Annotated in this window: 18 protein-coding genes and 1 pseudogene; 3 read left to right on the top strand and 16 right to left on the bottom strand. The window is 70.2% G+C overall.

Going from position 1 to position 17,869, the window contains the following annotated elements; all coding sequences use genetic code 11:
• Window positions 1–164: 164 nt before the first annotated feature.
• From ADK36_RS39970 to ADK36_RS39900, 16 genes and pseudogenes are all read right to left on the bottom strand, one after another.
• The gene (locus tag ADK36_RS39970; RefSeq protein WP_107086956.1) at window positions 165–1,139 is read right to left on the bottom strand and encodes an alpha/beta hydrolase; all 975 of its coding nucleotides are present in this window, start codon (window positions 1,137–1,139) and stop codon (window positions 165–167) included.
• A gap of 74 nt (window positions 1,140–1,213) precedes the next feature.
• Window positions 1,214–2,200 (bottom strand): zinc-binding dehydrogenase, encoded by a 987-nt coding sequence (locus ADK36_RS39965; protein WP_053201129.1) that lies wholly within the window; start codon window positions 2,198–2,200, stop codon window positions 1,214–1,216.
• A gap of 132 nt (window positions 2,201–2,332) precedes the next feature.
• On the bottom strand, window positions 2,333–2,935 hold the full coding sequence (locus ADK36_RS39960; protein ID WP_199830352.1) for a TetR family transcriptional regulator: 603 nt from the start codon (window positions 2,933–2,935) through the stop codon (window positions 2,333–2,335).
• Window positions 2,936–3,029: 94 nt separating this feature from the next.
• Window positions 3,030–3,191, bottom strand: a complete 162-nt coding sequence (locus ADK36_RS48485) for a hypothetical protein (RefSeq protein ID WP_199830351.1) — start codon at window positions 3,189–3,191, stop codon at window positions 3,030–3,032.
• 205 nt (window positions 3,192–3,396) lie between these two features.
• Window positions 3,397–4,119, bottom strand: coding sequence for a FadR/GntR family transcriptional regulator (locus tag ADK36_RS39955; protein ID WP_048580978.1), 723 nt, complete (start codon window positions 4,117–4,119; stop codon window positions 3,397–3,399).
• Window positions 4,110–5,123, bottom strand: coding sequence for an aldo/keto reductase (locus ADK36_RS39950; protein ID WP_048580979.1), 1,014 nt, complete (start codon window positions 5,121–5,123; stop codon window positions 4,110–4,112). Before ADK36_RS39950 ends, ADK36_RS39955 begins: the two co-directional genes overlap by 10 nt.
• A 35-nt stretch (window positions 5,124–5,158) precedes the next feature.
• On the bottom strand, window positions 5,159–6,208 hold the full coding sequence (locus ADK36_RS39945; RefSeq protein ID WP_048580980.1) for a sugar kinase: 1,050 nt from the start codon (window positions 6,206–6,208) through the stop codon (window positions 5,159–5,161).
• Entirely contained in the window at window positions 6,205–6,858 is a 654-nt protein-coding gene (locus tag ADK36_RS39940) for a bifunctional 4-hydroxy-2-oxoglutarate aldolase/2-dehydro-3-deoxy-phosphogluconate aldolase (protein ID WP_048580981.1), read from the bottom strand. The genes ADK36_RS39945 and ADK36_RS39940 overlap by 4 nt, the downstream gene beginning before the upstream one ends.
• Window positions 6,855–7,616: an SDR family oxidoreductase gene (locus tag ADK36_RS39935; RefSeq protein WP_048580982.1), complete on the bottom strand. Its 762-nt coding sequence runs from the start codon at window positions 7,614–7,616 to the stop codon at window positions 6,855–6,857. Before ADK36_RS39935 ends, ADK36_RS39940 begins: the two co-directional genes overlap by 4 nt.
• On the bottom strand, window positions 7,613–8,656 hold the full coding sequence (locus ADK36_RS39930; RefSeq protein WP_053201127.1) for a (R,R)-butanediol dehydrogenase: 1,044 nt from the start codon (window positions 8,654–8,656) through the stop codon (window positions 7,613–7,615). Before ADK36_RS39930 ends, ADK36_RS39935 begins: the two co-directional genes overlap by 4 nt.
• A gap of 87 nt (window positions 8,657–8,743) precedes the next feature.
• Window positions 8,744–9,625: an amidohydrolase family protein gene (locus tag ADK36_RS39925; RefSeq protein WP_053201125.1), complete on the bottom strand. Its 882-nt coding sequence runs from the start codon at window positions 9,623–9,625 to the stop codon at window positions 8,744–8,746.
• A complete protein-coding gene (locus tag ADK36_RS39920; protein WP_048580985.1) occupies window positions 9,618–10,943 on the bottom strand; it encodes an L-fuconate dehydratase in 1,326 nt (441 codons plus the stop codon). Before ADK36_RS39920 ends, ADK36_RS39925 begins: the two co-directional genes overlap by 8 nt.
• A gap of 228 nt (window positions 10,944–11,171) precedes the next feature.
• A complete protein-coding gene (locus ADK36_RS39915) occupies window positions 11,172–11,483 on the bottom strand; it encodes an L-rhamnose mutarotase (protein WP_048580986.1) in 312 nt (103 codons plus the stop codon).
• A gap of 83 nt (window positions 11,484–11,566) precedes the next feature.
• On the bottom strand, window positions 11,567–12,325 hold the full coding sequence (locus ADK36_RS39910) for an SDR family NAD(P)-dependent oxidoreductase (protein WP_048580987.1): 759 nt from the start codon (window positions 12,323–12,325) through the stop codon (window positions 11,567–11,569).
• Window positions 12,322–12,561, bottom strand: a pseudogene (locus ADK36_RS39905) (fuconate dehydratase); the annotation flags it as partial. The gene ADK36_RS39910 and the pseudogene ADK36_RS39905, both read right to left, overlap by 4 nt.
• A gap of 51 nt (window positions 12,562–12,612) precedes the next feature.
• Window positions 12,613–13,464, bottom strand: coding sequence for a fumarylacetoacetate hydrolase family protein (locus ADK36_RS39900; RefSeq protein ID WP_048580989.1), 852 nt, complete (start codon window positions 13,462–13,464; stop codon window positions 12,613–12,615).
• A gap of 621 nt (window positions 13,465–14,085) precedes the next feature.
• Here ADK36_RS39900 and ADK36_RS39895 point away from each other — a divergent pair.
• From ADK36_RS39895 to ADK36_RS39885, 3 genes are all read left to right on the top strand, one after another.
• On the top strand, window positions 14,086–15,144 hold the full coding sequence (locus tag ADK36_RS39895) for a sugar ABC transporter substrate-binding protein (RefSeq protein WP_048580990.1): 1,059 nt from the start codon (window positions 14,086–14,088) through the stop codon (window positions 15,142–15,144).
• 88 nt (window positions 15,145–15,232) lie between these two features.
• Entirely contained in the window at window positions 15,233–16,819 is a 1,587-nt protein-coding gene (locus ADK36_RS39890) for a sugar ABC transporter ATP-binding protein (RefSeq protein ID WP_048580991.1), read from the top strand.
• 2 nt (window positions 16,820–16,821) lie between these two features.
• Window positions 16,822–17,862, top strand: a complete 1,041-nt coding sequence (locus ADK36_RS39885; protein ID WP_053201124.1) for an ABC transporter permease — start codon at window positions 16,822–16,824, stop codon at window positions 17,860–17,862.
• The last annotated feature ends 7 nt before the right edge of the window (window positions 17,863–17,869 follow it).

The following is a 17,869-nucleotide window of genomic DNA, read 5'->3' as shown; positions in this document are numbered from 1 at the left end:
AGCCCTTCGACGTCCACCTCGTCGAGGACGGCCGCCTCATCACCGGACAGAACCCCAGCAGCGCCAAGGCCGTCGCCGAGGCAGTGGTCCGACACCTGGCCTGAGAGGCCGTCCCTCATGCGACGGGGACTGCCGGCCGCGTGGCTGCTCGGACGCCCCCTCGCTCACTCGGCAAGGAGCCGCCGCAGCCAGTTCAACCGCGCGGCCAAAGCCGCTCGGGCGAGGGCGGCCTGCGGGGCGAAGCCCTCGAAACCGTGGAAGCCGCCCGGCCACACATGCAGTTCAGCCACTTCGCCGGCCTGCCACAGGCGTGAGGCGTACGCGACGACCTCGTCCCGGAAGGTCTCCGCCGAGCCGACGTCGAGATAGGTAGGGGGCAGCCCGGACAGGTCCTCGGCACGGGCGGGCGCCGCATAGGGGGACACGTCCGGGCCACCACGCCGGCCGCCCAGCAGCGCTGTCCAGCCGGACTCGTTGGCCGTACGGTCCCAGATGCCCAGGCCCTGCATCTGGCGGGCGGACGGTGTGTCGTTGCGGTCGTCCAGCATCGGCCCCATGAGCAACTGCCCGAGGAGCTGCGGGCCCTTGCGATCCCTGAGCAGCAGCGCGAGCCCGGCGGCGAGGCCACCGCCCGCGCTGGCTCCCGCTACGACGATCCGCTCCGGGGCACCGCCGATCTCCTGCGCGTGATCGGCTGCCCACGACAGGCCGGCGTAAACGTCCTCGATGGGCGCGGGGTGCGGGTGTTCCGGTGCGAGCCGGTAGTCGACGGACACCACCACCGCGTCCAACTCCCGTGCCCAGCCCACGATCATGTCCACACCGGACCGGTTGTTACCGATCACCATGCCGCCACCGTGGACGTGATAGATCACGGGCCGGAGGACGCCGGACGCCACGGGGCGGCAGATCAGGAGCGACACGTCGGGGGCACCCTCAGGCCCCGGTACGACCCTGTCCTCGACCTCGAAGAAGCCCTGGTGACTCAGCTGTTCGTCGTCGGAGACCGCGGCGTCCAGCATCTGGCGCGCGGCAGCGATCCCCTCCGCGGTGAGATCCGGCAAGGTGCTGCCCTCTGCTGCCATCGCCTGTAGAACAGCGTCGAGCTCGGTGTCGAAGGGGGGCGGTGTCGGTTTCACGGGGTCTCCTCACATGGTCGTTCACGGTCAGCCGCGGCGGAACGGTGTCGTCGACGAGGTGGTGGACGTACGTCTCATCGGCGTGGGAAGACCTGGACCAGCTTGCCCCGCACCCGGCGGCCCGACAGTTCGGTCAGCGCGGCGGGCACGTCTTCCAGGGCGATGGTCCGGGTCACCATCGGGTCCAGCCGTCCGTCGGCCGCCATGGAGAGCAACTCGGTGAGCATCGTCGACAGCTGCCTGCGCGCCCGTCCGTCTCCGACCGTGTACGCGGCGCCGAGCGCGATCTCGTGGAGGGAGGGTGCCATGGAGAACGGCGGCACAACGCCGAGGTCGGGCCGCCCCGCGATCGCGGCGAGGCGGCCACCGTGAACCAGGAGACCCAGGTTGGTGGTGGCTGAGTCCGGGCCCACGGTGTCGACCACGGCGTCCACACCCCGGCCCTCGGTCAACTCCCGTACACCGGAAGCCACGTCCTCTGTGCGGTAGTCGACGACGGCTTCCGCGCCGAGTCCCTTCACATACGCGGCGTTGCCTGCGGACGCGGTGGCCAGCACCCGTGCTCCGGCCATCGCGGCCAGTTGGACCGCGAAGCCGCCGACTCCCCCGGCACCGCCGGTGACGAGAACGGTGTCTTCCGCGGTGACGTGCAGACGGCGCACGACCGCCTGGTAGGCCGTCATGCCGGCCGAGGGCAGAGCGGCCGCCGCGGCCGGATCGAGGCCCGCCGGAACCGGCGCCAGGGCCTGGGCGTCCGCCAGGGTGTACTCGGCGAAGCCGCCGCGTTCGCGGATGTCCGCGTGGTAGGCCACGCGCTGCCGCGTTCGGACGTTCGTCACGCCCGCGCCGAGCTCGTCCACGATGCCCACGACGTCCAGTCCCAGAACGGCGGGCCAGGTCCACTCGGGGATGCCGTAGGCGGCACGCTGGTAGTCCGACGGGTTCAGTCCGCAGGCCTCGACTCTGATCCGAACCTGCCCCGGCCCGGGCTCGGGGACCGGCAGGTCCGCCAGCCGTAGGGTGTCGCAGGGGCCGGGCTGGTCGAGAACCAGGGCGCGCATGAAGGGATTTACTCCTGAGGTGTCGTCATGGGGGGCCGGGGACGGGCACGAGCATCTCGGGAGAAACGGTGATCCGCTCGGTGTAGGCGCCGTGATGGGTGAGAGACCGGCGGGTGGCGGGCGTCCCACGAGTCAGTCGGAGACCACGTCACGCAGCCAGGCGCAGGTGGTGCGGTAGACCTCGACCAGATCGGCGTCGCCCTCCGAGGCCCACTCGTCGAACGCGACGCGCAGTGTGACGCTCACCGTCTCGAGCATCATCCGGACCCGTTGGTCCACGCTCTCGGTGCCGGTGGCGTCCGCCAGAAGGCCCAGGAACCGTTGGCACTGTCCGGCCTCCCACCCCAGTGCCGCGCTGCGCAGGGCCGTGTCCCGCATGAGCAGGCCGCGGACCCGCCGTATGCGTCCGAGCACGTCGGCCCCATCGGTGCTCAGATCACCCAAGGTCGCGGCGATGACCTCTTCGATGTCGCGAAGGTTCAAGGGTCTGGCCTCGGCGTCGCCCAGGCGCGCGACGAAAGCGGACTCGAAGGCGCGGTGCGATCCCAGCGCCGTGTCCTCCTTCGTCGCGAAGTACCGGAAGAAAGTGCTCTGCGAGACGCCGGCCGCCCGCGCGATCTCGAGGACGGTCGTGTGCCCGCATCCCTGTCTCTCGAACAGGTCGAGGGCGGCGTCCTCGATCTCGGCCTGGGTTGCCAGGCGACGGCGTTCCCGTAGATCCGACTTAGCAGTCACAGCCATGACGGTAGCAGGTGCTCAATTGGAAGAAGCAACAGAGATGGGGGTCACTGTCATGTTGGCGAGGGATGACGCAATTCCGCACGACGGGTCAGATCGGGAAGTCGCGAGGTTCCCCGCGCAGAGTGATCCAGCGGAGCTCGGTAAATTCCTCCGCCGCAAAGCCCGCGCCGAAGCGGCCCCAGCCGCTCTCCTTCACCCCGGCGTAGGGCATGCTCGGCTCGTCGTTGACCGGTTGGTCGTCTACATCCACGAAATCCCCAGGAGGAACTCGCCCAGCGGGCGCACGCCGTCCCCAGCCCTTCGACGTCCACCTCGTCGAGGACGGCCGCCTCATCACCGGACAGAACCCCAGCAGCGCCAAGGCCGTCGCCGAGGCAGTGGTCCGACACCTGGAGTGAGAATCCTCCGTCACGCGACTCCGGCCGTCCCGAACTCCGGACGTGTCCTGTCCGCTCTCAGCCGGAGCTCGCGGGGGTGCCGGAGGGAAGACCGCCGGACTCTATGTGGTCCCGCAACCACTGTTCCGTGCTGCTGACGTGCAGTAGTGCGGCCGCCTGGCTGAGTGAGGCGTCGCGGCCGGCCAGCGCCTCGAAGATCGCCTCGTGTTCCGTCACGGTCCTGGCGGCGACCCGGGCGTCGGCCTGGCCTCGCCAGATCCGGGCGCGAAGCGTGCGGCCGGAGACGCCTTCGAGGATTGCCAGCAGGGACTCGTTCCCCGTGGCCGCGACAACGGCGCGATGGAACGCCGCGTCGTGCGCGTTGAGCACTTCGACGTCGTCGCGGGCCTCCCGCATGGCGTCGAGGTGGTGCTTAACCTCGGCCAGTTGCTCATCGGTGATGCGGGTGGCGGCGAGCCCGGTGGCGACCGGTTCGAGCAGCCTCCGCACCTCCATCAGGTCCAACAGCGCGCCTGCGTCGGCCTGAAGCAGTTCCACGGCACCGCCCAGGCCCTCCAGCAGTACGCTCGCCTGCAGGCTGCTGACATACGTGCCGTCGCCCCGCTTGATCTCCAGCACGCGGGCGACCGCCAGGGCCTTGACCGCCTCGCGCGCCAGGTTGCGGGACAGTCCCAGCTGAGCCGCCAGCTCCGATTCCGGAGGCAGCTTCGAACCGGGAGGCAGGGCGCCGGTCCGGATCAGCTCACGAATCTCCTCGATGGCCTTGTCCGTCAGTGACACCGTGCCCCCTTTCCGTGCGGGTGCGTCTCCGGCACGTCCGGTCTGATGAGATCCCGGGCACGCAGATCGGCCCAGAGGCCATCGGGGACGGGTCGGCTGTGGAGTCCGGCGTTCCGCGTGACCTGGTCCCCGTCGCGCATGCCAAGAGTGACGTTGATGATACTGGGGTGCGTGAAGGGGAACGCGATCGCCGCCGCGGGCAGGGTCGTCCCGTGCTCCTCGCACACGTCCGCGATGGCCCGCGCCCGCGCGACGAGGTCGACGGGGGCGGCCCGGTAGTCGTATTTCATGCCCTCCGCCGGCCGGTCGTGGGAGAGCAGGCCCGAGTTGAACACGCCGACCGCCACGACGCTCTTGCCGTGCTCCGCCGCCGCCGGCAGGACGTCGTCCAGTGACGACTGGTCGAGAAGGCTGTACCTCCCGGCCAGCATGACCACGTCGGCGGCGGTCTCGCGCAGGAACCGGGCCAGCATGGCCGACTGGTTCATGCCGGCCCCGATGGCTCCGATGACGCCCTGGTCACGCAGGTCCGCCAGGGCGGGCATGGCCTCCTCGGCCGCCTGCTTCCAGTGCTCGTCGGGATCGTGCAGGTACACGACGTCCAGCCGGTCAAGACCCGTGCGCTCGAGAGTGGCCTCGATGGACCGGAGTACTCCGTCCCGGCTGAAGTCCCACTCCCGCCGCAGATCGTCCCGTACGGCGAAGCCTTCGCTGTCGACGCCCCGCGGCCTGCCGTTGGGGACGAGCAGACGCCCCACCTTCGAGGAGATGACGTAGTCGTCCCGCGGACGGTTCCGCAGAACCGCCCCCAGCCGGCGCTCCGAGAGGCCGAGCCCGTAGTGGGGGGCGGTGTCGAAGTACCGGATGCCCGCGTCCCAGGCGGTCTCGACGGCGGCCCTCGCGTGGTGGGCCGGGGTGACCCGGTAGAGGTTGCCGATGACGGCGGCCCCGAAGCCGAGCTCGGTGAGCTCGACGGGCGTGTTGTTGATCTTCCTGCGGCGCATGGTGTCCTCCTCGGGACGTTGGTGGAGTTCGCCGGTCAGCGCCGGACGTGGGCCGAGCCGCCGCCCACCAGCGCCTCGACCTCGGTGAGGGACGCCATGGAGACGTCGCCGGGGGTGGTCATGGTGAGCGCGCCATGGGCGGTGCCGTACGCGAGGGCACGCTCCAGGCCGGTCCCGGTGTGCAGGCCGTAGATCAGGCCGGCGGCGAACCCGTCACCCGATCCGATGCGGTCCAGTACGTGCAGGCCGGGCATCTCGGGGCCCGCGACGAACCCTGTCTGCGCCGACCAGGCCGCCGAGGTCCAGTCGTTGACGCCGGCCGAGGGCACGCTCCGCAGAGTCGTCGCCAGCACCCTCGCCTCGGGCACCCGGTCCGCAACCTCAAGCAATGCCTTTGGCACCTCGTCGGCACCGAGGCGTATCGCTCCGGGATGTTCGCCGGCCAAGCCCAGGGCGCCGACCACGACGTCGGCGTGCCGTGCCAGCCGGAGGTCGACCTCGCGTGCCCGCTCCGGCCCGCCCCGGCCGGCCCAGAGGCTCGGGCGGTAGTTGGGGTCGTAGGAGACAGTCACGCCGTGCCGGCGGGCGGCGGTCATCGCCTCCTCGGCGACCTCGGCCGTGGCGTCCGACAACCCCGCGAAGATGCCGCCGGTGTGGAACCAGCGGGCGCCCGTGGAGAAGACGGAGTCCCAGTCGATGTCGCCCGGCCGCAGCTGGGACACCGCGGTGTTGGCGCGGTCGCTGACTCCGAGGGCTCCCCGGATGCCGAAGCCGCGTTCCACGAAGTTGAGGCCGTTGCGAGCGGTGCGCCCGATGCCGTCGGCGGTCACCCAACGGATGAGCGAGGTGTCGACTCCGCCCTGCAGGATGAGGTCCTCGGTGAGGCGGCCCACCTCGTTGTCCACGAGAGCCGTGACGACGGCGGTCCGCAGACCGAAGCAGCGGCGCAGTCCGCGGACGACGTTGTACTCGCCGCCGCCCTCCCAGACCTGGAAGGTACGGGCGGAGCGGATCCGGCCCTCGCCCGGGTCGAAGCGCAGCATCACCTCGCCGAGGGCGACCACCTCCGGTCCCCGCCCGGTCATGCCGCGCTCCTCTCCACGGCCTCGGCCGTCAGTCTCCGGATCTCCGCGTAGTCCCCACGCTCCAGGTGACCGGCGGCGGCCATCCAGCTGCCGCCGACCGCGAGGACAGCCGGATGCGAGAGGTATATGGGCAGGTGCGCGGGCCCGACACCACCCGTCGGCACGAACCGGGCCTGGGGGAACGGCGCCACGAGAGCCTGGATGAACCGGGCGCCTCCCAGGTGTTCGGCCGGAAACAGCTTCACCGTGGTGAGTCCGGCGCGCAGCGCCCGCGTCAGTTCCGTGGCGGTGGCGACGCCCGGCACGACCGGAACACCCAGCTTCCGGCACGTGTGCACGACGTCCGCGTCGAAGCCGGGCGACAGCACGAAGCGCGCACCGGCCGCGACCGCCCGCTCCGCCTGCTCGGGGGTGAGGACCGTGCCCGCGCCGACGGTGAGGCCACCGTGGTCGGCTATCGCCCGCAGCGCCTTTTCGGCGTCCGGGGTGCGGAAGGTGACCTCGGCGCACCGGGCGCCGCCGGCGGCGAGTGCCTCGGCCAGTGGAGCCGCCGTGGCGACGTCCGGCACCGTCAGCACGGGCAGGATCCGGGTCCCGGAGAGAGCGGCGGTCAGGTCGGCGGTCGGGGCGGGGGTCAGATCGGTGCTCATCTGCCGAGCCATCCGCCGTCGACGGGCAGGACGGTGCCGTGGATGTAGGCGGCGGCGTCCGAGGCGAGGAAGACGGTGGCGCCCGCCAGGTCGTCCGCGTCGCCCCAGCGTCCGGCCGGGATGCGGTCCAGGATCGCCTTGCTGCGTACCGGATCCTCCCGCAGGGCCTGGGTGTTGTCGGTGGCGATGTAGCCGGGCGCGATGGCGTTGACGTTGACGCCGTGCGGGGCCCACTCGTTGGCCAGCGCCTTGGTCAGACCGGCGATGCCGTGCTTGGCAGCGGTGTAGCCGGGCACGGTGATCCCGCCCTGGAAGCTGAGCAGCGACGCCGTGAAGACGACCTTGCCCCGGCCGCGGGCAACCATCGCCGCGCCGACCGCCCGGGTCAGCGCGAACTGTGCGCTGAGGTTGACCTGGAGCACCAACTCCCAGTCGGTATCGGGGTGTTCTGCTGCGGGGGCGCGGCGGATGGTACCCGCGTTGTTGACCAGGATGTCCACCGGCCGAGTGCGGCCGGCAAGGTCCGCGCCCAGGGCTCGTACGGCCTCCCGGTCGGCGAAGTCGGTGCGGATCGCCTCGAAGGTGCGGCCCGTGGAGGTGACGTCCTTCTCGACGTCGCTTCCCGACTCCTCCAGCGAGGCGCTGACGCCTATGACGTCCGCGCCGGCCTCGGCGAGCGCGCGGGCCATCGCCCGGCCGATGCCGCGCCGGGCTCCGGTGACGACTGCGAGCCTGCCGGTGAGGTCGAAGGCAGTCATACGGCGGCCTCCTCGGCCTCGTCGGTGCAGTCCACCAGGATCTTCATCACGTCGCCTCCGGACTCCAGGGCCTCGAACGCCGAGGGAGCCTCGGCGAGTGGCACCACCTTGCTGATGAGCTGCTCGGCGGGGATCGTGCCGTCCGCGACCAGCGTCACGGCTCGCTCGAAATCGGACCGGTCGTACAACCGGGCGCCGACCAGCGTGAGTTCACGCCAGAAGAAGCGGTGCAGGTTCACCTCGCGGTGCTGGGGATGAATGGCGACCAGGCACAACCGGCCCCGGACGCCGAGGACTTCCACCGCCGTGTCCATCCCGGCGGCGGCCCCGGACACTTCGAAGGCGACGTCGGCCCCCGCGTCACCGGTCCACTCCCGCACCAGTTCGGGCACGTTCTGCTCGGCGGGGTCCCAGGTCGCCAGGCCCAGCTTCCCGGCCAGCAGGCGGCGATGGGCGCTGAGCTCCACGACCCGGACCTCCGCCCCGACGGTGCGGGCGACCAGCGCGATGAGGAGACCCACCGGTCCGCCGCCGACCACGACGACCCGTTCTCCGCCGCGCACTTCGGCCCGGCCCACGTCGTGCACGGCGACCGCCGTCGGCTCGACCAGTGCGGCCCGGTCCAGGGGTACGGAGTCCGGCAGCCGCAGGAGGGTTGCGGCGGGTACCGTCCAGCGCTGTTGCATCGCGCCGGGCGAGTCGATGCCGATGAAGTCGAGGTGCTGGCAGATGTGCCGGTGGCCGGCCCGGCAGGCGGGACACGTGCCGTCCCAGCGCAGCGGCATCACGGTCACCGCGTCGCCGGGCTGCCAGCCCTCCGTGTCCGGGCCGACGCGTACGACGCGGCCGGACATCTCGTGTCCGAGGACGGCGGGCGCGTGGACCCGCGCATCCATGTCGCCGTGGAAGATGTGCAGGTCGGTGCCGCATATGCCGACGTAGGCGGGGGCCACTTCGACCTCTCCGGGGCCGGGCGGCAAACTCTTCACGGGGGCCGTGTCCAGGGTGCGGGCCGCGATATAGCGGACGGCGCGTGTCATCGTCTTGGGGGTCCTTTCGGCGCGGGTGCCGGTGAGTGAGGGGGCGGCTGTGAGCGGACGCTTCCGGTTCGTTCGCGGACCGTGTGCTCAGCCGGGCCGCAGCCGGTAGAAGGCGGTCGCGGTGCCGGAGAGGATCGCCCGGGTCTCGCTCGCGGAGCAGTCGGCGAGGAGTTCCTCGACGGTGGCGGCCCAGAGGTTCCAGCCGCCGGCGAGCAGGCAGACCGGCCAGTCGGAGCCGAACATGAGCCGGTACGGGCCGAAGGCGGAGAGCAGCACGTCCCACACCGGCCGGATGTCGGCGACGGTCCACTTCCCGTGGTCGGCCTCGGTGACGAGACCTGACACCTTGCAGCGCACCTGCGGGTGTTTGGCCAGCAGGCGGATCTGTCCTTCCCAGTCGGTCAGGTCGCCGCCGGCGAGGGGTGGCTTCCCCGCGTGGTCGAGGACGATGTCCAGATCGGGGATGGCTTCGGCGAGCCGGATCGCCTGGGGCAGCTGGTGGCTGCGGATCAGGACGTCGTAGCCGAGCCCGTGGTCACGTACGGCGCGCAGCCCGGACTCCACGACGGGGCGCTGCAGCCAGTCGGGGTCCGGCTCCCCCTGCACGATGTGCCGGACGGCTCGCAGGTGGGTGCCGCCGGGACTGGCGCGCAGCCCGTCCAGGATGTCCTTGATGTCAAGGCAGGTCAGATCCACCCACCCTACGACCGCGCCGATCAGCGGATCGGCGTCGGCCAGGGCCAGCAGCTCACGGGTTTCGGGCACGGAGGTCACGCACTGGACGACCACGGTTCGCTCCAGACGACGTCCCACGATCGTCCGGGTGGCGGTCCTGCGCAGGTTGCCGGTGTCGAAGGAGCGGCGGATCGGTTCGTGCCCCGGGTCGTCCAGCCAGGGCTGACGGCGTCGGTCGAGGTTCCACACGTGGTGGTGGGCGTCGACGAGACCGGGGCGCGCGGTGTCAGACACGGGCCAGCCAGACGGGTCCGTCGGGGTAGGTGTACTCCTTGAGGGAGTCCGGGTGCATCTGTGCGCTCAGGCCCGGGAGGGTGGGCGCCAGGTAGTGGCCGTCGGCGATGCGCACGGGGTCGACGAAGTGCTCGTGCAGGTGGTCGACGTACTCGATGACCCGGTCCTCGGTGGTGCCGGAGACGGCGACGTAGTCGAACATCGACAGGTGCTGCACCATCTCGCACAGGCCGACCCCGCCGGCGTGCGGGCAGACCGGCACCCCGAACTTCGCGGCGAGCAACAGAATCGCGATGTTCTCGTTGACACCGCCGACCCGGGCGGAGTCGATCTGCACGATGTCCACCGCGCCGGCCTGCAACAGTTGCTTGAAGACGACCCGGTTGGCCACGTGTTCCCCGGTGGCGACCTTGATGGGCGTGACGGCGTCGCGGACGGCGGCGTGGCCGAGGATGTCGTCGGGGGAGGTGGGCTCCTCGATCCAGTACGGGTCGTAGGGAGCCAGGGCACGCATCCAGTCGATCGCGGGCTGGACGTCCCATCTCTGGTTGGCGTCCACGGCCACCCGGATGTCCGGGCCGACCGCCGCACGGGCGGTGCGCATGCGCCGTACGTCGTCCTCCAGCGAGGCGCCGACCTTCAGCTTGATCTGGGTGAAGCCGTCCGCGACGGCCTCCCGGGCGAGGCGGGCCAGCTTCTCGTCCGAGTAGCCGAGCCAGCCCGGAGTGGTGGTGTAGGCGGGGTAACCGCGCTCCAGCAGACGGGCGATGCGCTCCTCGCGGCCCGGCTCGGCGCGTTCGAGGATCTCCAGCGCCTCGTCCGGGGTCAGGGCGTCGCTCAGCCAACGGAAGTCGACCTGGGCCACGAGCTCCTCGGGCGACATCTCGGCCAGGAAGCGCCAGACGGGCTTGCCCGCGCGCTTGGCGGCCAGGTCCCAGGCGGCGTTGACGACGGCGCCGGTCGCCATGTGGATGGCCCCCTTCTCCGGGCCCAGCCAGCGCAGTTGCGGGTCGTGGACGAGCGAGCGGGAGAAGGCTCCGAGATCGCCGCAGACCTCCTCGACGGACAGGCCGACCACGTGCGGGGCGAGCGTCGAGATGGCGGCGGCCTGCGCGTCGTTGCCCCGCCCGGTGGTGAAGGCCAGGGCGTGGCCCTCCAGCCCGTCGCCGGCGTCGGTGCGCAGGACGACGTAGGCCGCCGAGTAGTCGGGCTCGGGGTTCATGGCATCCGAACCGTCCAGGTGCTCGGACGTCGGGAAACGGACGTCCAGGACGTCCAGGGCCGTGATGCGGGGTGATGAGGGTGCGGCGGACGACATGACAGCAACTCCTGTGAACGGGCGGGCGGGAACGAAGGCCGCCTGCGGGACGAGCGGCGGCGTCGGGGACGCTGCGCCAACCAGTCGATGTGACAGTAAATCGATAAACATCCTACGTCTAGAGGCGCAAGGCGGGAGATGTGGCCAATCCATCTCCCGATTTCACCCGCTATAGATGGGATGTATAGGAAGGGCATCTGCCCGCAGCACGTCTGCGCCTCGGGGAACTCACAGCTGCCACACCACGGGGAGCGAGGCGTCGGCGCCGTCCGCCGAGTAGTCGTGCGCGACGGCCAGGAGTTCCCCCATCCGTGCCTGCCAGGCGATATTGACCGGCAGCTCCTCCAACTCGGCGATCATCGCCCCGTAGTCGGGAACCTCCAGCACGTGGAAGAGGTCCGTGCCGCTGCGCCAGATCGTCCACTCGCTCACCCCCGCGGCCCGGATGGCGTCGGTCAGTTCCTCGGGGACCTCGCGGTGGGCGGCCTCGTACTCCTCGACGCGGTCGGCGCGCACCTTGGTGTGCAGGGCGATTCTCATGGCGGTCCTACCTTTCAGGAGTAGGTGCGAACGGGAAGGGTCATGCGTAGGACCGGTGGGCCCAGGGGGTGCGGGCCAGGACGTCAGGTCCCGGCCGCCGGACGCACCCGAAGCCCCTGCATGCCGCCGTCGACGGCGAGTGAGGTGCCGGTCACGGAGGCGGCGGCCGGGCTCGCCAGGTACACGATGGCCGCCGCCACCTCGTCCGGTGTCACCAGCCGGCCCATGGGCTGCCGGGCGTTGAGGGCGGTCCGCTCGGCGTCCGGGTCGTCGGCGGCGGCCAGCAGACGGCCGACCCAGGGTGTGTCGGCCGTGCCCGGGTTGACGCAGTTCACCCGGACGCCTTCCCGGACATGGTCGGCTGCCATGGCCAGCGTCAGGGAGAGCACGGCCCCTTTGCTGGCGCAGTAGGCGGCGCGCCGCGGTAGACCGGCCGTTGCTCCGATCGAGCAGGTGTTCACCACGGCCGCGTGCGACGAGCGACGAAGATGCGGGAGCGCGGCGCGCGTGGTGCGGACGATCCCGAGGACGTTGACGTCCAGGACGCGTTGCCATGCCTCGTCGGAGGTGTCCTCGATGGTGCCGACGGCTCCGACGCCCGCGTTGTTGACGAGGATGTCGATGCCGCCGAGATCCCGGGCGGCCGCCGTGACGGCCGCCCGCACCGAGGTGTCGGCGGTGACGTCGGCGGTGACACCGAGCAGCGGCCGCGGCACAGCGGACGGGTCAAGGTCGAGGACGGCGACGTCCGCGCCCTCCGCGCTCAGCATCCGGGCCGTCGCCAGCCCGATGCCGGACGCGCCGCCCGTGACCACGGCTTTCAGACCTGTCAACGCGCTCATACCGCGTCCTCCACTCCGGCGAGGTCAGCAGCCCGGAACGCGCCGTCGGGACAACGGAGAGAGCCGACGGATCCGGCGTGCACTGTGGCGGAGAAGCCGGGGGTGAGCGGCGCGGCGTAGTGGCCGTCGCGGATCTCGACGGGCGCGGCGAAGTGTTCGTGGAGATGATCGACGTACTCGATGACCCGGTCGTCGGTGGTGCCCGACAGCGCCAGGTGGTCGGACATCGACAGGTGGGTGTCGACCGCGGTGATCCGGTGTGCGTCTGCAGTCACGGGGGCTGCCTTTCAGGCTTGCGCGAAGGTCTGGCGCTGTCCGCCCAGTCCGTCGATGGAGAGTTCGACCGTGTCGCCGGGCCGCAGGAACGGCGTCCTCGGAAGGCCCAGGGCGACGCCCGCGGGGGTTCCGGTGTTGATCACGTCGCCCGGTTCCAGGACCATGTACTGACTCAGGTAGGCGACGATCCGCGCCACCGAGAAGATCATGTCCTTCGTGTGGCCCTGCTGCCGCTTCACACCGTTGACGCTCAGGTGCAGCCCGAGGCCCTGCGGGTCCGCGACCTCGTCGGCGGTGACCAGCCACGGGCCGAGCGGGTTGAAGGTCTCGCAGGACTTGCCGAGGTCCCACTGGGACGAGAAGTCGAGCTGGAACTCGCGTTCGGAGACGTCGTGGCTGATCGCGTAGCCGGCGATGACGTCCGCGGCCTCCTCGGGGCCGGTCAGGTAGCGCGCCCGCCGGCCGATGACGACGGCGAGTTCCACCTCCCAGTCGGTCCTGGTCGAGCCACGGGGGATGAGGACGTCGTCGTACGGGCCGACGACGGTGCCGGGGTCCTTCATGAAGACCACTGGCCGGGACGGAATGGCCGCCCCGGTCTCGGCGGCGTGGTCGAGGTAGTTCAGGCCGATGCAGACGACCTTGCCGGGGCGGGCCACGGGGGCTCCCACCCTGAGGCCGTCGGCGTCGATCTCCGCGAGCGCGCCGACCGCGAGCCCGCCCCGGAGCCGGTCGAGGCCGCCGGAGGCCAGAAAGGCGCCATCGAAGTCCGTGGTGATCGGGGACGCGTCGAGGAACCGGCCGTCATCAGTACGGACGACCGGCGCCTCTCGCCCACGGGCGCCGAGTCGGAGGAGTTTCAACGGGAGCAGCTCCCTCGTGAGGTGGTGCGGATGCGGTACAGGGCATGGCGATCCATATACATCGGATGACTGGCGCCCCAGGTGACTGTAGGCATCCGGCAGGACGACTGGCAATTCAGTGATGGGATGTTTTTTGACTGCGCCCTTCGGCGTGATGTCCCAATAGCGGTGAAAGTACCGGATAGCAAGGCCTATCGAGAGGGAGGAACACCAACTCATTTCACCCTTGCCATAGGAGGACTTCAGCGTCTTTCGTCAGGGGCGTTGCCAAATCGTAAGGCGCTGCCGCCGGGGTCCCGTCGATCCATGATCCACATAAACGCGCAGGTCAGATAGGAGTTGCGGCTCTGTGGACGTCCGCCGTGGGCGTGCGTGCGGCGTTCCGCGACCCGGTGTCCCATGAATCAGTACTTAAGGAGGCTTGTCATCGTCGGCAACGTCGCCGTAACGTCCTCCCCGCTCGGGATACATGGGAGCAATCCGCATCGTCGGGTACCTCGGCTCACCCATGACACCGTTCCGGCACCCGCACGGCGTTCCGCCCGGAAGGCGAGGGCCGTCTCCCATCACCGCCCGCCCCTCCCCCGGCCCGCACTCCGGCCAAGAAGAGAGATCCAGGCCATGAAGCTTCTTCGCGCTCGTCCCACCATCACCGCCGCGTCCGCCGTTCTCGCGGTGCTGGCTCTCGCCACCACCGCCTGCAACCGGGAGAGCGACGCCTCCACGTCGGCGGAGGGCGGCGGCAAGGCCGCCATCGGCATCGACCTGCCCCGGTCGGACACCGACTTCTGGAACTCCTACGCCGAGTACCTGAAGAAGGACATCAAGGCCGAAGGGGCCAACGCGCTGCCGATCAGCAACTCGCAGAACGACGTCACCAAGCTCGTGTCCAACGTGCAGGTGTTCGAGAACACCGGTGCCAAGGCGATCGTCATGGCACCCCAGGACACCGGTGCCATCGCCTCAACCCTCGACAACCTCGCGTCGAAGAAGATCCCCGTGATCAGCGTCGACACCAGACCCGACAAGGGCGACGTCTACATGGTCGTCCGCGCCGACAACCGTGCCTACGGCACGAAGGCCTGTGAGTACCTCGGCAAGCAGCTCGGCGGCAAGGGGAAGGTCGCCGAGTTCCAGGGAGCCCTCGACTCGATCAACGGCCGTGACCGCTCCGAGGCCTTCGCCGAGTGCATGAAGAAGAAGTTCCCGAAGATCAAGGTGTTCGAGCTGCCCACCGACTGGAAGGGCGACGTGGCCTCCGCCAAGCTGCAGAGCCTGCTCGCCCAGCACCCTGACCTGAACGGCATCTACATGCAGGCCGGCGGCGCCTTCCTGCAGCCCACTCTGGCTCTGCTGGAGCAGAAGGGCCTGCTCAAGCCGGCCGGTCAGAAGGGGCACATCACGATCGTCTCCAACGACGGCATCCCGCAGGAGTTCGACGCCATCCGCAAGGGCCACATCGACGCCACCGTCTCCCAGCCGGCCGACCTCTACGCCAAGTACGCCCTCTACTACGCGCAAGCCGCCGCCGAGGGAAAGACCTTCAAGCCCGGTCCCACCGACCACGACTCGACGATCATCAAGCTCCCCAACGGCCTGGAGGACCAGCTGGCGGCGCCACTGGTGACCAAGGACAACGTGGACGACAAGACCCTCTGGGGCAACAACGTCGGAAAGTGACCGACCGATCGCAAGACGCGCGGCGCACGGAGGCGGCCCCGTCTCCCCGCCGCGCGCTCTCTCTCCGCACCGAAGGACGGTACTCACCATGGCGGACACCGCGGCCGCCCCGGCGAACAGCGCCGGAGGCAGGGCCCCTGTGGCCGAGGCGACCGGCGTCTCCAAACGATTCGGCGCGACCGTGGCGCTGCGCGACGCTCACATCACGATCGCCGCGGGCGAGTCGCACGCCCTAGTCGGACGCAACGGCGCCGGCAAGTCCACTCTCGTCTCGATCCTGACCGGGCTGCAGCAGCCCGACACCGGAACGCTCAGGTTCTCCGGGCAAGCGGCTCCCGCGTTCGGTGACACCGACGCCTGGCGTTCCCGGGTCGCCTGTGTCTATCAGCGGTCCACCATCATCGGCGGGCTCACTGTCGCCGAGAACCTCTTTCTGAACCGGCAGAGCCCCGCGGCCCTGACCCCCATTCGCTGGAAAGGTCTGCGCCGCAGGGCGGAGGAACTGCTCGGTGAGTACGGCGTGGACGTCGACGCCGCGGCCGCCGCGAAGGACCTGACCGTCGAGCAGCGACAGTTCGTCGAGATCGCGCGGGCGCTGTCATTCGGCGCGCGCTTCATCATCCTGGACGAGCCGACCGCCAAGCTCGACGCGCGCGGCATCGGCAGACTCTTCGACAAGCTGCGTGACCTCCAGAGCCAGGGCGTCGCCTTCCTCTTTATCTCGCACCACTTGCAGGAGGTCTACGACCTCTGCGGCACCGTCACCGTCTACCGTGACGCCACCCACATCGTCACCGCGCCCGTCGCCCAGCTCGGCCGCCAGGCCCTGGTCGAGGCCATGACCGGCGAGTCCGCGACGGTCACACCCGTCTCCGGCCCAGGCCGGGCCGTCGCGACCGGCACGGGCGAGGAGTTGCTGGCCGTGGACGCGCTCACCCTGCCGGGCGCCATCGAGAACCTCTCCTTGTCGGTCCGCTCGGGCGAGGTCGTCGGACTGGCGGGCGCCACCGCCAGCGGCAACGTGCAGGTCGGCGAGACACTCGCCGGCCTGCACCGCGCGGACAGCGGCACCGTCAAGGTCGCCGGACGCCCTCTGCGCACCGGCGACATTCCCGCCGCGCTCGCCGCGGGCGTCGGCTTCGTGCCGGAGGACCGGCACCTCCAGGGGCTGGTGGCCGACCGCAGCGTCGCCGAGAACGCGACGCTCACGGTCACCGACCAGCTGGGGCCTTACGGGACCGTCCTTCCCGCTCGCACGCGGACCTTCGCCGGACGCATGATCCGCAGGCTCGACATCAAGACACCCGGAGCTGGCATTCCGGTCGCCGCCCTCTCGGGTGGCAACCAGCAGAAGGTCGTCATCGCCCGCGCGCTGGCCACGGACCCTCATGTACTGGTCGCGATCCGTCCCACGAACGGTGTCGACGTCAAGTCCAAGGAGTTCCTGCTCGGCACGATCCGGCAGGTCGCCAACGCAGGCAAGGCCGCCTTGATCGTCTCCGACGAACTCGACGACCTCAAGGTGTGCGACCGCGTCGTCGTCATGTTCCACGGACGAGCAGTAGCGGAGTTCGACCGAGGCTGGAGCGACCGCGACGTGGTCGCCGCCATGGAAGGTGTCGCTCAGTCGTCGCCGTCATCCCGCACCGAACAGACAGAACAGCACGGAAGGTAGTCATGTCCGCCACCACAGACGTCGCAGAACCCCACGTGACCACGGCGGAGGCACCGGCCGGCACAGCCCGTCGCGGCCTCGACCTGGGCCGCTTCCGTGACCTGTCGCTGATCCCGGCCATCTTCGTCCTCGGCGTGATCGGCTTCATCGTCTCGCCGGCCTTCCTCGCCGCCGACAACCTCATAGGGGTGGCACAGCAGTCCACCGAGCTGAGCCTGCTGGTCCTGGCCACCGCGCTGATCCTGATCTGCGGCCGGATGGACCTCTCCCTGGAGTCCACGATCGGCGTGGCCCCCGTCATCGCCGTATGGCTCGTCCTGCCCACCAGCGGCGCCCGATTCACCGGCCTCGGTATCTTCCCCGAGTGGATGGCGGTCCCGCTCTGCCTCCTGGTCGGCGTGGTGATCGGCGCCGTCAACGGCTTCCTGATTCTGAAGCTGCGTCTCAACGGCTTCATTGTCACCCTCGGCATGCTGACCATGCTGCGTGGCCTCCAAGTCGCGCTCTCCGAAGGCCAGTCCATCATCGAGCTGCCCTCCTCCTTCACTTACCTGGGCAAGGCGTCCTGGCTAGGCGTGCCCGCCGCCATCTGGGTCTGCACGGTGCTCTTCGCGATCGGCTGCAGTGCGCTGGCCTGGCTGCGGCACGGCCGGGCGCTGTACGCGATCGGCGGCAACGCGGAGGCGGCCCGAACCGCCGGCGTCCGCGTAGACCGGATCGTGTGGATCGTCCTCATCCTCGGCAGCCTGCTCGCCGCGTTCGCAGGCATCCTCTACAGCGGCCACTACGGCTCCATCTCCGCCACCCAGGGCAGCGGCTGGATCTTCCAGGTCTTCGCCGCGACCGTCATCGGCGGGGTCAGCCTCAACGGCGGGAAGGGCTCCATCTTCGGCGCCCTGACCGGTGTGCTCACCCTGCAGCTCGTCGTCAACGTCATGACGCTGGCGGGCGTACCGCCCCTGTGGAACCAGTTCCTCAACGGCGCCATCATCATCGTCGCCCTGATCATCTCCCGCTTCGCCTCCGGCGAGAAGCAGGAGTAGCCGGGCA

It is taken from the genome of Streptomyces viridochromogenes, assembly GCF_001270495.1.
GTDB lineage: Bacteria > Actinomycetota > Actinomycetes > Streptomycetales > Streptomycetaceae > Streptomyces > Streptomyces viridochromogenes_A.
Note: the sequence above shows the minus strand (reverse complement) of the source record. Positions and strands in the feature narration are given on the sequence as shown.

Coding starts and splice junctions, on each gene's coding strand:
- ADK36_RS39885 (WP_053201124.1), top strand. CDS start 16,822: ATGTCCGCCACCACAGACGTCGCAGAACCCCACGTGACCACGGCGGAG.
- ADK36_RS39915 (WP_048580986.1), bottom strand. CDS start 11,483: ATGAGAATCGCCCTGCACACCAAGGTGCGCGCCGACCGCGTCGAGGAG.
- ADK36_RS39945 (WP_048580980.1), bottom strand. CDS start 6,208: ATGACCGGGCGGGGACCGGAGGTGGTCGCCCTCGGCGAGGTGATGCTG.
- ADK36_RS39965 (WP_053201129.1), bottom strand. CDS start 2,200: ATGCGCGCCCTGGTTCTCGACCAGCCCGGCCCCTGCGACACCCTACGG.
- ADK36_RS39940 (WP_048580981.1), bottom strand. CDS start 6,858: ATGAGCACCGATCTGACCCCCGCCCCGACCGCCGACCTGACCGCCGCT.
- ADK36_RS39935 (WP_048580982.1), bottom strand. CDS start 7,616: ATGACTGCCTTCGACCTCACCGGCAGGCTCGCAGTCGTCACCGGAGCC.
- ADK36_RS39930 (WP_053201127.1), bottom strand. CDS start 8,656: ATGACACGCGCCGTCCGCTATATCGCGGCCCGCACCCTGGACACGGCC.
- ADK36_RS39920 (WP_048580985.1), bottom strand. CDS start 10,943: ATGTCGTCCGCCGCACCCTCATCACCCCGCATCACGGCCCTGGACGTC.
- ADK36_RS39895 (WP_048580990.1), top strand. CDS start 14,086: ATGAAGCTTCTTCGCGCTCGTCCCACCATCACCGCCGCGTCCGCCGTT.
- ADK36_RS39910 (WP_048580987.1), bottom strand. CDS start 12,325: ATGAGCGCGTTGACAGGTCTGAAAGCCGTGGTCACGGGCGGCGCGTCC.
- ADK36_RS39950 (WP_048580979.1), bottom strand. CDS start 5,123: ATGCGCCGCAGGAAGATCAACAACACGCCCGTCGAGCTCACCGAGCTC.
- ADK36_RS39890 (WP_048580991.1), top strand. CDS start 15,233: ATGGCGGACACCGCGGCCGCCCCGGCGAACAGCGCCGGAGGCAGGGCC.